Annotated in this window: 16 protein-coding genes and 1 pseudogene; 8 read left to right on the forward strand and 9 right to left on the reverse strand. The window is 41.2% G+C overall.

Annotated features, from left to right (window positions below; genetic code table 11):
* Positions 1–50 precede the first annotated feature (50 nt).
* Genes ACFX4H_RS09275 through argC form a run of 4 tightly spaced genes read right to left on the reverse strand, consistent with a single transcriptional unit; the run spans position 51 to position 4,271 of the window.
* A complete protein-coding gene (locus ACFX4H_RS09275) occupies positions 51–1,202 on the reverse strand; it encodes an acetylornithine transaminase (RefSeq protein ID WP_377435027.1) in 1,152 nt (383 codons plus the stop codon).
* Positions 1,199–1,972 (reverse strand): acetylglutamate kinase, encoded by a 774-nt coding sequence (gene argB, locus ACFX4H_RS09280; RefSeq protein WP_063591834.1) that lies wholly within the window; start codon positions 1,970–1,972, stop codon positions 1,199–1,201. Before argB ends, ACFX4H_RS09275 begins: the two co-directional genes overlap by 4 nt.
* Before the next feature lie 12 nt (positions 1,973–1,984).
* A complete protein-coding gene (argJ, locus tag ACFX4H_RS09285) occupies positions 1,985–3,217 on the reverse strand; it encodes a bifunctional ornithine acetyltransferase/N-acetylglutamate synthase (protein WP_063591835.1) in 1,233 nt (410 codons plus the stop codon).
* A 16-nt stretch (positions 3,218–3,233) separates the two neighbouring features.
* Positions 3,234–4,271, reverse strand: a complete 1,038-nt coding sequence (argC, locus tag ACFX4H_RS09290; RefSeq protein WP_063591836.1) for an N-acetyl-gamma-glutamyl-phosphate reductase — start codon at positions 4,269–4,271, stop codon at positions 3,234–3,236.
* 234 nt (positions 4,272–4,505) lie between these two features.
* On the opposite strand from argC, the gene ACFX4H_RS09295 reads away from it, so the two are divergent.
* Entirely contained in the window at positions 4,506–5,195 is a 690-nt protein-coding gene (locus ACFX4H_RS09295; protein WP_034314560.1) for a Crp/Fnr family transcriptional regulator, read from the forward strand.
* Positions 5,196–5,432: 237 nt separating this feature from the next.
* Here the strand turns inward: ACFX4H_RS09295 and moaA are convergent, their stop codons facing one another.
* The 3 genes from moaA to ACFX4H_RS09310 all read right to left on the reverse strand — a co-directional run bounded on the left by moaA (position 5,433) and on the right by ACFX4H_RS09310 (position 7,739).
* Positions 5,433–6,446 carry a GTP 3',8-cyclase MoaA gene (moaA, locus tag ACFX4H_RS09300; RefSeq protein WP_241636775.1) on the reverse strand — a complete coding sequence of 338 codons (1,014 nt, stop codon included), beginning with the start codon at positions 6,444–6,446 and terminating at the stop codon, positions 5,433–5,435.
* A 107-nt stretch (positions 6,447–6,553) separates the two neighbouring features.
* Positions 6,554–6,862, reverse strand: a complete 309-nt coding sequence (locus tag ACFX4H_RS09305; RefSeq protein WP_377435030.1) for a metal-sulfur cluster assembly factor — start codon at positions 6,860–6,862, stop codon at positions 6,554–6,556.
* An 88-nt stretch (positions 6,863–6,950) separates the two neighbouring features.
* A complete protein-coding gene (locus ACFX4H_RS09310; protein WP_328137047.1) occupies positions 6,951–7,739 on the reverse strand; it encodes an alpha/beta fold hydrolase in 789 nt (262 codons plus the stop codon).
* A 216-nt stretch (positions 7,740–7,955) separates the two neighbouring features.
* Between ACFX4H_RS09310 and ACFX4H_RS09315 the strand changes: the two genes are divergently transcribed.
* The 3 genes from ACFX4H_RS09315 (at position 7,956) to ACFX4H_RS09325 (ending at position 9,218) form a co-directional block, all read left to right on the forward strand.
* Entirely contained in the window at positions 7,956–8,771 is an 816-nt protein-coding gene (locus ACFX4H_RS09315; protein WP_034314568.1) for a Cof-type HAD-IIB family hydrolase, read from the forward strand.
* Between the two features lie 103 nt (positions 8,772–8,874).
* Positions 8,875–9,027 (forward strand): hypothetical protein, encoded by a 153-nt coding sequence (locus ACFX4H_RS09320; RefSeq protein WP_164468789.1) that lies wholly within the window; start codon positions 8,875–8,877, stop codon positions 9,025–9,027.
* Positions 9,027–9,218: a DUF3813 domain-containing protein gene (locus tag ACFX4H_RS09325; RefSeq protein WP_034314570.1), complete on the forward strand. Its 192-nt coding sequence runs from the start codon at positions 9,027–9,029 to the stop codon at positions 9,216–9,218. Before ACFX4H_RS09320 ends, ACFX4H_RS09325 begins: the two co-directional genes overlap by 1 nt.
* Before the next feature lie 49 nt (positions 9,219–9,267).
* Here the strand turns inward: ACFX4H_RS09325 and ACFX4H_RS09330 are convergent.
* Together ACFX4H_RS09330 and ACFX4H_RS09335 are read right to left on the reverse strand one after the other, a co-directional pair.
* A pseudogene (locus ACFX4H_RS09330) lies at positions 9,268–9,516 on the reverse strand (KGG domain-containing protein); the annotation flags it as partial.
* 136 nt (positions 9,517–9,652) lie between these two features.
* On the reverse strand, positions 9,653–10,495 hold the full coding sequence (locus ACFX4H_RS09335) for a YitT family protein (protein ID WP_034314573.1): 843 nt from the start codon (positions 10,493–10,495) through the stop codon (positions 9,653–9,655).
* A 156-nt stretch (positions 10,496–10,651) separates the two neighbouring features.
* Between ACFX4H_RS09335 and ACFX4H_RS09340 the strand changes: the two genes are divergently transcribed.
* The 4 genes from ACFX4H_RS09340 to ACFX4H_RS09355 all read left to right on the forward strand — a co-directional run bounded on the left by ACFX4H_RS09340 (position 10,652) and on the right by ACFX4H_RS09355 (position 13,429).
* Positions 10,652–11,518, forward strand: coding sequence for a DegV family protein (locus tag ACFX4H_RS09340; protein WP_377435033.1), 867 nt, complete (start codon positions 10,652–10,654; stop codon positions 11,516–11,518).
* A gap of 68 nt (positions 11,519–11,586) precedes the next feature.
* Positions 11,587–11,718, forward strand: a complete 132-nt coding sequence (locus ACFX4H_RS09345) for a DUF3941 domain-containing protein (protein ID WP_082196697.1) — start codon at positions 11,587–11,589, stop codon at positions 11,716–11,718.
* Positions 11,719–11,822: 104 nt separating this feature from the next.
* Positions 11,823–12,314: a YajQ family cyclic di-GMP-binding protein gene (locus ACFX4H_RS09350; RefSeq protein ID WP_034314577.1), complete on the forward strand. Its 492-nt coding sequence runs from the start codon at positions 11,823–11,825 to the stop codon at positions 12,312–12,314.
* 221 nt (positions 12,315–12,535) lie between these two features.
* Positions 12,536–13,429: an SDR family oxidoreductase gene (locus tag ACFX4H_RS09355; protein ID WP_377435035.1), complete on the forward strand. Its 894-nt coding sequence runs from the start codon at positions 12,536–12,538 to the stop codon at positions 13,427–13,429.
* Positions 13,430–13,453: the final 24 nt, after the last annotated feature.

The following is a 13,453-nucleotide window of genomic DNA, read 5'->3' on the forward strand; positions in this document are numbered from 1 at the left end:
TATATACAATAGCATAATTATTCATTTTATTCTATAAAAATTCAATTAATTTAGACAGTTTGTTTTATTGCCAATACTTTTTTAATTTTATTTATCGCCGTATCGATCTCAGATTCGGAAACAGTCAGGGATGGAAGTAAACGAAGTACTTTAGGACCTGCACTCAATACAAGTAAGCCCTCTTCTTGCAATTCCATTAAAAACACTTGAACATCTTGTTTACATTCAATTCCGACCATCATTCCCAGACCGCGAATCTCTTTCACTTCTTCGATGCCTTTCAATGCTTTTGCCAATTCGCTCTCAAGGTATTCCGCCTTTTTAACGGTTTCTTTTAAAAACCCTGATTGGAAAATTTCCTTTAATACAGCTTCGGCTGCTGAGACACTAACTGGATTCCCTCCAAAAGTGGATCCATGACTTCCAGGGTCAAAGAATACAGACAACTCTTCCTTCCCAATCATCGCCCCGATTGGCAGGCCATTTCCCAACCCCTTTGCCGAAGTGATGATGTCCGGCAGGATATTGAAATGCTGGAATGCAAATGGCTTTCCTGTACGTCCTATCCCAGTCTGAATTTCATCTATGATAAGGAGAGCTCCGTGTTCTTGGCATTTAGTTTGAATCGCGTCCAGATATGATTGCTGTACAACATGGATGCCGCCTTCTCCTTGAACGATTTCAATCATTACAGCTGCCGTATTTTCATCGATGGCCGCTTTCATGGCATCATGATCATTAAATGGAACATATTCGAACGAAGCTAGCATCGGTCCGAAACCAGTCTTGATTTTTTCCTGTCCCGTTGCAGCCATCGTTGCAAACGTACGGCCATGGAAAGACTGCTGACACGTGACAATCTTGCTTTTCCCGGTAGCTTTACGTGCTAGTTTTATGGCTGCCTCATTCGTCTCGGCACCGCTGTTGGCAAAGAACACCTGACTTAAACCAGAGGCATCAGCCAGCATTTTTGCTGTCCGTTCCTGTATGGAACTTTGAAACATGTTCGATACATGCCAATATTTATTAAGTTGTTCCGTCACGGCCATTTTTACCAACTCATGACAATGTCCAAGATTCAAAACCCCGATTCCGGATGTGAAATCCAGATACTCTTTACCTGTTTCACTCGTAATCTTCAATCCTGACGCTTTTCTTGGCTCAATGTCCCACCTAGCGTATGTAGGAAATAAAGAACTCATTGAAATACCCCTTCTTCCTGAAGAAATTTTGTACCGATGAATTGTCCGCCTTGATAAAAATGATCTTTCCCACTAACGATCATCACTTCTTCAATCCCTTTATTCAGCACCGACAAGGCTGTATTGACTTTCGGGATCATTCCGCCATGGATACTTCCATCCATGATCAAATTCTTCGTTTCCGTTTCATTCAATTTCTCAATGATCTGCCCATTCTTCAAGACCCCTTGAACATCGGTCACAAATAAACACATGTCAGCCGATAGTGCCTTAGCTACAGACCCGGCAGCCATATCGGCATTCACATTTAGTTTATTGCCCTCTTCGGTGGATGAGATGGGCGTCAATACCGGACAATAGCCTTTTTCGAATAAAAGTCCGAATAATTCCGTATTGACTTGTTGTATTTCTCCAACAGCCCCAAGTTTCTGTTCATCGATATAATCACCTGTGAGAATTCCGCCGTCCGAGCCATTTAAACCGAGTGCCTTGATGCCATGGGCTTCCAATTTATGAACGAGGCTTCGGTTCGATTTTCCTGCCAGCATAAGTTCCACAATTTCCAGCACTTCTGTGGTCGTTTTTCTTAACCCATCTTCAAATACTGGTTCAATTTCAAATTTTTCAAGCATTGTATTTATATCAGGTCCGCCCCCATGCACAAAGACAATATGGTATCCGCGGTTTTGTAACTCTTTAATACTATTGAAAAACGACTCCGATAACTCATTGATGATGCTGCCGCCGCACTTTATGACTAATATGTTCATACTTTTCACCTCTTACGAACGATAGCTTCCGTTTATTTTCACATAATCATAGGTTAAATCGCAGCCCCATGCCGTGCCTGATTCATTACCATCTTTCAAATAAACATGAATGATGATACTTTCATTTTCCAAGTATGCTTTGGCTTCTTCCTCAGAAAACATAATCGGCTCACCGTCTTTAAGTACGACGATATCACCAAAAACGATCGTTGTTTGATCCGGATTGAATCCCACTCCGCTTCTTCCCATTGCAGCTATGATTCGTCCCCAGTTTGCATCCGCTCCAAAAGCTGCCGTTTTCACAAGATTTGAACCGACGATCGTCTTCGCCATCATCTGTGAATCTTGTTTCGTATGCATGCCATGAACATTCACTTCTATCAGTTTAGTCGCACCTTCTCCGTCTTTCGCAATTTGTTTGGCGAGGTTTTCGGAAGTTTGTTTTAATAATTCCAGGAAGATGGACCATTCTGGATGGTCAGGTGTCAAAGGTTCATTGTTCGCTTCTCCATTCGCGAGCACTAACACCATGTCGTTCGTTGAACAGTCGCCATCAACCGTGATTTGATTGAATGTATCATTGGTAATCGAGGATAATGCTTGCTGTAAATCATGTGGTTCAATGACGGCATCCGTCGTAATGAAACCTAGCATTGTGGCCATGTTCGGATGAATCATTCCCGAACCCTTGGCAGCACCGCCCATTTTCACGGTTTTACCGTCGATGATTGTTTCATAACCACAACTCTTCGTTACAATATCCGTTGTTAAAATGGCGGTACCGAAAGCTTCAGCAGCTTCAGGTGTATTTTCTGGCTGCAATGCCTCTATGCCGTTTCTTACTTTCTCCATTTCCATGAATTCCCCAATGACTCCCGTTGAAGCCACTGCAAATGAATGGTCCTCCAAACCGAACTTTTGAGCCGCAAGCTTCCTCATTTCATTTGCATCTTTTAAACCTTGTTCACCTGTACAAGCATTCGCACAAGCACTATTCACTACAATGCCGTGAAGTTTTCCAGTAACGGCAATACTGTCTTTCGTTACATTGATTGGAGCGGCTTGAACGACATTTTGTGTATAAACGGCCGCGGCTGATGCTGGGACATCGGTATAAATGATGCCAACGTCCTTTTTAGAATAGCGTAATCCTGCATGGACACCTGACGCTTTGAACCCTTGGGGCATTAAAATGTTTCCTTCTTGAATTTGTTTGATTTCTTCAACTGGCTGTAGTGTATTCATTGGTTCCCTCCATAGTTTACGGATATAACGGACTGTTCCATAGTCCTGCCGTTTCTTCTAGTCCCATTAATATATTTGCATTTTGAATGGCCTGCCCTGCGGCACCCTTCACTAAATTATCAATAACCGAAACCACCGTTACCTTACCTGTTCTTTCATCATAATCGACGCCAATGTCGCAAAAGTTCGATCCGTATACTTGTTTCGTGGATGGAAAGCGATCAAGGGGCTGTACCCGGACAAATGGGTGTCTCTCGTAAACCGTTTCGTACAAATCCTTTAATTCAACATTTGAGGTTTCCCGATTTACCTTTATATACATCGTTGCCATAATCCCTCTTGTCATTGGGACAAGATGGGTATTGAAGGAAATGGGCTGTAAACCTGATGACCATCGCCCAAGCTGTTGCTCGATTTCCGGTATGTGTTGATGTTGATTCACCTTATATATCTTAAAGTTCTCATTCATTTCACTAAAATGGGTGACTGCGGAAGGTGATTTACCCGCTCCTGAAACCCCGGATTTTGCATCGATGATCACATCGGCATCCGCTCCGGCCAATCCTTCAGTGAATAAAGGGGCGAGACCTAATAGTGATGCGGTTGGGTAGCACCCAGGATTTGCAATGATCTTCGCTTTTTTTATAGCTCCGGCATTCCATTCAGCCAATCCGTATACGGCTTTTTCAATAATATGCTGAGGCGCTGCCGGCTTTTTATACCAGTTTTCGTATTCACCTGGAGTTTGAAGCCTAAGGTCTCCTGATAGGTCGATCACTTTAATGTCCAGGTCAGAAAATTCCGAAATCAATTGCGATGAAACGCCCGAAGGAGTTGCAAGAAATACAATATCTGATTTTTTTGCAATCGCTTCCGGGTCGATTTCTTCTAATGTATCTTTCATATGCATTAAATGTGCATTTTCTTCATATAAATTTCGACCAAATTGGGATGAAGTATGCAATGATTTTATTTTAAATTGCGGATGATTATTCAAAAACCTTATTAGTTCCATTCCTCCATAACCCGTTGCACCTACTATTGATACGTTCATAAAACCATCTCCTATAATTTCAGGTCCCTCTGTCAATCTTTGATTCTATTATTATAAGACTGAATAAAAATAAAATCAAATGTATTTTTATAAAATTATAAACATAAATTTTAAATGAAATATTATCCAACGAAATTCCTAGAATTATCCAAAGCTGTTGACTACTAGGGTTTTTTCCGTTTAAATCAAAGGTAGTAATTGAGTAATGACGGTTTCTGAAAGGTGGTCATATGCATGAATGAATTATCGTTATCCAATCGGATGCAAGCAATTTTAGATAATAAACAACAAATTAAACATATGGAAAAAGGGCGCTACCTTTTTCATGAGAGCACCCCAGCAAGTGACTTGTATTACATTATAAATGGGAAAGTAGAAGTGAGTAAGGTTGTTCCCGACGGTCGAGAATTAACTATACGCATTAGTTCGGAGAATGATTTGGTTGGGGAGACAGTCTTATTTTCTCAAAATCCTAAATATATGATGAATGCAAAAATGATGGAAGATGGTACTGTCGCGGTTATTTCCAAAGAAGCATTAGAAGAAAAAATCGCCTCCGATAGCCATCTCGCAGTCGAGATGATGACATGGTTATCCGCTCAAAACCGTAAAAATCAGGCTAAATTCCGCGATATGCTCCTGCACGGTAAGAAAGGTGCATTTTACTCCACCCTCATCCGTTTATCAAATAGCTATGGCACTGAAGCGGAAGACGGCAAAGTTATCAATCTTCCCTTTACAAACCAAGAACTCGCCAACTTTTGCGGCACATCCCGCGAAGTAGTCAATCGAATGCTCGCTCAATTAAGGAAAAACAATGTCATCTCCATTAAAAAGGGCCGCATTACGATTCTTGACTTTGACTATTTGAAACAGGAAATCGACTGTGAAAACTGTCCAATAGAAATCTGTACAATCGATTGAATCCTTTTCCATAAAAAGCAGCAATACATAAAGCCCTAATATCTTAATAATGAATGGAATTTATTTCAGACTAATCCATCCCTAGGACCATTGAATCATTTTCATTACCTGTATCCTAAATAAAAATGCATAAAAAAAGTATAAACATGGATTCCCCATTGACCGGCATCAGGTCCTGACAACTATACAAAAAAGGGATGGCATAGCTGCCATCCCTTAATTTTTCATTCAGACGAATTATCCGCCAATGAATGACATTTCGATTTTTTCCTGTTTCTTCACCGTTCCCGCTGCACGCTCATCCGAATAGCGGTCGTCCCTACGGTTCCAAAGTGAAATGATGAACCCTGTCAATTCTTCATCGGTCATGTCGGAACGGAGCAATGACTTCAAGTCATGTCCCTTTCCATTAAACAGGCATGTATATAAACTTCCATTAGCAGAAAGACGTGAACGTGTACAACTTGAACAAAAAGACTCGGAAACCGAGGTAATGAAGCCTACTTCTGCAGTAGTACCCTTATAGCGGAAGCGTTTTGCGACCTCTCCAAAATAATCTTCTTCAACTGGTTCGAGATCGAATTCGGTTTGGAGCATTGCAAGCAGTTCTTTTTTCGTAATGACATTCTTTAACTGCCAGCCATTTGTATGTCCGACATCCATGAATTCTATATAGCGTAATTGAAGGCCCTCATCTTTACAAAATCGGGCCATCGGCAGGATTTGAGATTCATTGGTTTCTTTTTTGACTACCATATTCACTTTAACGCCAAGCCCTGCTTCTTTAGCAGCAGCGATGCCTTCTATTACGGGCTTTATGCCGATATCCCTGCCGTTCATCTTCTTGAAAAGATCGTCATCGAGGCTGTCCAAGCTGATATTCACCCTCTGCAAACCAGCTTCCTTCAAATTTACGGCATGTTTTTTCAAGAAGACCCCATTCGTGGTCAGTCCAATATCTTCAATACCTTCAATTTTAACGAGATTTGAAATCAGAGTGCTAAGATCTCTTCGGAGTAATGGTTCCCCGCCAGTCAACCTTAGTTTTTTTACCCCTAAGCCTGCGAAGATTTTAGAAAGCCTTACAATTTCCTCATAAGATAATAGCTCACTTTTAGGCAGGAACTGAAAATTCTCGTGAAAAATTTCAGCAGGCATGCAATACTGGCAGCGAAAGTTACAGCGATCTATGACTGAAATCCTTAAATCCCTTAGTGGCCTGTCCAATGAATCTTTAATTTGACTGTTCAATTAACCACTCCTAGCCGAAAGTATTAGAAAAAAACCAGACCATAAAAAGTGGCTCCTTGAATGGGTTCACTTTTTTTGACTGGCTTTTCATTTCTATTACAGAGTTATTATTTGATACCTAATGCAATTTTAGCATATCTGGACATTTTGTCTTTCGTCCATGGCGGACTCCAGACTAACTTCACGTCCGTTTCCTTGACCTCGGGGATATCTTCCAGAACCAATTTAACTTGATCGACGATCGTCCCAGCCATCGGACAGCCCATTGCTGTCAATGTCATCGTAACGGTGGTCAGACCTTCCTCATCCATATCCACATCATATACCAAGCCTAAATTAACGATATCTATACCAAGCTCAGGGTCAATGACCTGCTCCAAAGCTCCAAGAATAATGTCTTTTGTATCTTGATCCACTTCACTCACTCCTTTTATGGAAAATCTCTAGTTTGTCGCTTTCATCATTATGTCCGTATAAGCATCATAACAGATTTCGAGTGAGTACTTAAGCATTTTGCACAGCAGACAGTAAATGTTTCGCGAACCAGTCCGCTGTCTTAAGCACTCCTTCTCTGCTGACCTTATGCCCAGCCTTAGGGTCAAGGATAAAATCAATTTTTTCATCCGCCTTGCCATACCCTGCTTTGACCCCCTCATAAAAACGGTATGCATGCTGATAAGGTACAACCGGATCTTTGGCACCATGCCAAAAAAGAAGCGGTCGGTCGCAAAGCTTATCCTGATTTAGACTCAAATCAAATGGCTTGAGCTGTTCAATCACTTTCGCAACTTCCTCATCAGTAACAGGGAAATCAACTTTCCTTTTCTTAATCTCCTCCATTTGGAGCTCTGCATACGCGACATATGATGGGTTCCCCATTAAACTGACTCCGGCGGAAATCCATTCATATGCAGCCAGAGCCCCATTAGTAACTATTCCCCCCATTGAAGTACCTGCCACGCCAATTCTGTCGGGATCAATCAATTTTCGGGAGAATAAATCATCCTTCAGCAAAGATAAATCCTGGATTGTTTGTAAAACCATTTCCCAAAAACGGGGCATCATTTGAGAATCACTTAAACCGGCTTCCCTTTCCCCATGATGAATCACATCGGGTAGAAGCACACGAAACCCCTTTTCAGCCAATAAATAAGCATAGTGCAGATTGTGTTCTTTTGCACTTTGAAAACCATGTATAAAAATAATAAGCGGCAATTCCTGATTGAAAGTGGTTTGTTTCCCTAAGTGCAAGACAGGAATTTGTCCAATTAGTTCTTTTTCAATTATTATCAAGTTAACCCCTCCGAATAATTTGTTCCGGTCTTTTCAATCCATTATCAAAATGGAATTCATTACCTTTAAATCTGAGCTTCGCTTTAATTATCATAATCCTGAATATAGTAATATCATACAGGAATGCATAAAGAATGAAAAAGATTTACATTTACTTTAAAATAGGCTTAACAATATTTGCATATAATGAAATCAAAAAGAACAGAAGGTGTGTACATGACTGAGAAACATTTAATCGTATTGGATCTTGATGGCACTTTACTTACAGATAACAAAACAATTTCTTCAAGGACTAAAAAAACACTCCTAAAACTTAAAGAAGATGGACACGAGGTTATGATCGCCACCGGGCGCCCCTTTCGCTCAAGTGAACTTTATTACCGGGAACTGGGGCTGACTACACCAATCGTTAATTTCAATGGCGCTTTCGTCCATCACCCATTACATACTAGCTGGGGGGTATACCACTCTCCATTGGATATAAATGTTGCGAAAGAAATTGTCGAAGCGTGTGATCAGTTTACATATCATAACATCATCGCTGAAGTCCGGGATGAAGTTTATGTCCATTATCATGATGAAAAGTTGATGAACATGTTCAATCTAGGAAATCCGATCATGAAGACAGGTGATTTACGCAATTACCTTCAGGATTCCCCAACTTCGATGCTGATTCACACAGATAGTGAATTCGTAGGGCAGATTCGCCAGCATCTATCCGATGTCCATGCAGAATTGGTCGATCACCGCCGCTGGGCAGAGCCTTTTCATATCATCGAAATAATAAAAAGCGGGTTAAGTAAAGCCGTAGGGCTAAAACGCGTATCCAACTATCTGGAAATTCCTCAAAACAGGATAATCGCTTTCGGTGATGAAGATAATGATTTGGAAATGCTCGAATATGCGGGAACCGGGGTGGCCATGGGAAATGCGATCTCACCAGTAAAAACGGTAGCAAATACGACGACATTGACGAATGAAGAAGATGGTATAGCCGTCTTCCTCGAAGAAAAATTCAATTTGAAAGCCTAATTCGTCATTTTTTACCTTCATAATATTCAACTTTCAAGCCAAACTAATATGGACAACAGATCTATTCCGTTGTCGACAACGCTCAGAATCGGAGGAGATAAGAATGGGTAAAAGCAGTAAATCTAAACGATTTGTACAGCAGGGCAAAGAAAGTGTTGCCAGGCATGCCGAAAAAATCCCTTATCACACTACGTTTGAAGAGGCAGAAAAAGACAGGTTAAGAATTATGTCTGAACAAAGCTATGGTGGCTTCTAATGGGAAACAAATTATTCCAAAAGGCTAGGGAATTTGTTGAAGAAGCTCTCCACTCTGAGCATGACGGTGACCAGCATAAGACAGAGGAAATCGCTAAAAACGCTCTTTCATCAGCCTTTGCCAATACGAACGAGGCTGAAAAAGAACAATTGCGAGAACTCCAGCAAGAGCTGGAAAATCACTCTAAATAATGTGAAAGCCTCCAGGGATTCCTGGAGGCTTACGCTTTGTTTTTCATCAATTGTTATTTCGTGCCTTACCGCCTTTTTCACCGATCTCCTTATAAAAATCTTCACCATGGGAATCAGCAGTGGCTTCCCCGCCCTTTTGTCCAATTTCCTGATAGAATTCCTTATCATGATTATCCGAAGTGGCTTCTCCACCCTTTTGCCCAATTTCCCGGTAAAAATCCTTGTCGTGATTTTTAGAAGTGGCTTCCCCGCCTTTACGGCCTGCTTCCTGCCTGCTCATTTTTTCGTCGTTAGCCATTTTAATCACTCCTTCATAAGGTTTTAAATCGGCGCTACAGTATTAGAATTAGCCGTTTTGTACAGGCAATAAACTTAAAACGCCGAAATACCTCCTTTGGTAATAGAAGTGTAATGGCCTTGATTTTTCATTAATATCATTCCCTGCGGAAAGTCCCAACAATTCCTGACGTTTCTATGATGTTTGTGAATGCGTGTGGATCCACTTCCTTGATGATCTTTTCAAGGTCATACAGTTCATACCTTGTTATGACAATCAATAACATTTCCTTAGTTTCGTTAGTGAATGCACCTTTAGCGGGAACCCTTGTAATTCCGCGAACTAATTTAGCATGGATTGCCTGTTTAAGCTCTTCGCTTTTCTTTGTAATGATCATGGCCGTAAGCTTTTCATGACGTGTATGTATCGCGTCCACGACACGGGTCGATGTATAAAGGGTAACAAGTGTATACAAAGCTTTTTCCGGTCCATAAACAGCACCTGCCGTTACAATGATCACGCCATTCAGCAGAAATAAATAAGTCCCTACAGGTTTATCCTTCTTCCGTGAAAGAAGCATGGCGATAATATCCATTCCGCCAGTCGATGCACCGTATTTCAAGGTGATCCCCACACCAACTGCAGCTATGACTCCGCCAAATACCGCATTCAATAATATGTCAGGTGACCAGCGTGTAATCGGGATGATTTCCATAAAAAAGGACATCAAGGCAACGCTGAGGAAACTATAAAAAGTGAAAGACTTTCCTACCTTTCGCCAAGCAATGATCGTTACTGGAATGTTCAATAAAAGCAAGAGAATACCTGTCGATACATTAATAGGAGCAAAAGATCCAATCATCCTCGATAGAAGCTGGGCCACTCCGGTAAATCCGCTTGCATATACGTTTGCCGGTATTAGAAAAAAGTTCATTGCGATGGCATTAAGCAATGCCCCGACCACAACTATGATAATTTTCTTCATTTCACCACTGTACATCCTAAAAACCTCCATTTCACCCTTATTCTATTATCTTTTTACCCTTAATTATTTATTCTATTTACGTAGAGATTGAATTTTTACCGTTACGTGCTACACTAAAAAGTAGAGTGACCACTCATTTTCTAAAAATTGCAAAAAGAAAGCAGGTGTATTATGGCTATCACAATTCTTGCAGATAGTGCATGTGATTTGCCGTTGTCTTTCTATAAGGAAAACAATGTTTCATTAATCCCTTTACAAGTCCATCTTGACGGGGAAACTTATGAAGATTTACTTACCATTAATTCTCACGAAGTCTATCAGGCGATGCTTGAAGGAAAAGCCCCGAAAACATCGCAAGCTTCTCCAGAATACTTTATAGAACTTTTCACACAGTTTGCCAAAGAGAAAAAACAAGGGATATATATCGCCTTTTCCTCTGAGTTATCAGGAACATATCAAACGGCAGTCATGATTCTTAATCAGGTGAAGGAAGAGTACCCTGACCTTGACATTGAAATCGTCAATACGAAATGCGCTTCGATGGGCGTCGGTTTGATTGTAAAGAAGGCAGCCGATCTGGCAGCAAACGGTGCCACTAAAGAAGAAATCCTGGCTGCCATAGAATTCCAAACCCGGCATATGGAGCATCTGTTCACTGTAGATAACCTTGAATATCTGGCACGTGGCGGCCGCATCTCCAAGACATCTGCCCTTGTTGGCGGTTTATTAAACATTAAACCGTTATTGCATGTCGAAGACGGGAAGCTTGTTCCGCTTGAAAAGATACGCGGCAAAAAGAAATTGATCAAACGTGTAATCGAATTAATGCACGAAAGAGGCAAAAACTTAACTACCCAAACGATTGCCATCATTCATGGTGATGATGAAGCAACGGCCCTGGAATGGAAGGAAGCCATCCAAAATGAATTCGGGACGACCGACTTCATGATCCATACAATTGGCTCCGTCATCGGTGCACATGCCGGCCCTGGCACAATTGCCCTCTTCTTCTTAAACGATACCCCTGAGAAATCATAAACATACATACTCCCTTCCATAATTGTGAACAATATATATTGATCAGATAATGGAAGGGAGTTTTCACTATGTCCAAAACAACCGATGACAATAAAAGGCCAAAAGATAACCAAGCGAGAAATGCTGAAAAAAATATCGCATATCAGGAAAACCTTACTGCAGGTAAGCACTCCTATTCGAAGAAAACGGACCATAAATGAAGCGTGGGGCTTGTCCCCTCGCTTTTTTAATTATCGTTTAGATAGTTGTCTTCCTATCATACTTTCTCTATAATAAAGGAAATAAACCCTGCTGGAGGTAAGTGATGGCAAAGGAAAATTCATTTGATATTGTTTCGAAAGTAGACTTTTCAGAGGTAACGAATGCAGTTACCATGGCTATGAAGGAAATACAGACACGCTATGATTTTAAAGGGAGCATAAGCAGCATCACCATTGATAAAGAAGACTTGGTTTTAGTATCCGACGATGAATATAAGCTCGAACAGCTGAAGGATGTTCTCATCAGTAAACTCATTAAACGTGACGTACCCGTCAAGAACCTGGATTATGGCAAATTGGAAGGAGCTTCTGGCGGGACCGTTCGCCAACGGGCCAAGTTAATTCAAGGCATCGATAAGGAGCAAGCAAAAAAGATCAATACCATCATTAAAAATAGCGGCCTTAAAGTGAAAAGCCAGATCCAGGATGATCAAATCCGGGTTACCGGTAAGAACCGGGATGATTTACAAGGAATCATTTCTGCGATTCGGGGCGCTGATCTGTCCATTGATGTACAATTCTTAAATTATCGCTAATTATGAAGGCCTCACCTGCTTTGGGTGGGCCTTTTTTCATTTGTTTCAACTGCCCCCATCAGCGCTCATCCTCCTCTTTTTCTTATGAATCGCCTTCATGGAACATGGAAAGACTAGTCATGTTCCCTTCAGTTAAAACACATAAACCAAAACTTTTATGGGTATTTTTTCCATGTTTTCTTTTTCCTAAAAGAAGGAATAGAAAAAGCGTAGATCATTAAATGGGAGGCGTTTATATCTTGACTAATCAAAACCAAAATCAAAACAAACAAGGATTTCCACCTCAACATCAGCAGCATCAACCTGGATTGGAAACAAAAATGGAACCGAACCCGGATTCAGTTAATGCTGCCTACAAAGGAAGCGGCAAATTAATAGGTAAAACGGCAATCATAACGGGAGGAGACAGCGGAATCGGAAAATCAGTTGCCATTTACTACGCTAAAGAAGGAGCGAATGTGACAGTTGCATACTTGGATGAACACGAGGATGCCAAAGCGACAAAAGAATTGATCGAAAAAGAAGGCCAGAAATGTTTACTCATTTCCGGTGATATCGGTGATGAAGCCTTCTGCCAGGAAGTCGTCAAAAAAACGGTTGATGAATTTGGCGGTTTGGACATTCTAGTCAACAACGCCGGAGAACAGCATGTGCAGACAAGTATCCTGGACATTTCAGCTGAACAATTGGAAAAAACGTTCCGCACGAATATTTTCTCGATGTTCCACTTAACTAAAGCTGCATTGAAGCACTTAAAAAAAGGAAGCAGCATCATTAATACAACCTCTATCACAGCCTATCAGGGCAACCCAAAACTAATCGATTACTCTTCAACTAAAGGTGCAATACTTGCATTTACAAGAGCCCTGTCGAACTCCATTTCAAAAGATGGCATCCGAGTGAATGGTGTTGCGCCTGGACCGATCTGGACACCGTTGATTCCTGCCTCATTCGGCGAGGAGGATGTTGCCAAATTCGGACAGGATACTCCAATGGGCCGTGCAGGTCAGCCTGAGGAATTGGCACCAGCCTATGTATATTTGGCAAGTGATGATTCATCCTATGTCAGCGGACAAGTCATCCATGTAAACGGCGGGACCGTTGTTAACGGATAAGGCCTTACCTTTTCTCCAAAAGCA

The sequence above is a fragment of the Peribacillus sp. YIM B13477 genome, from assembly GCF_042787955.1.
In the GTDB taxonomy this organism is placed as follows: Bacteria; Bacillota; Bacilli; order Bacillales; family DSM-1321; genus Peribacillus; species Peribacillus frigoritolerans.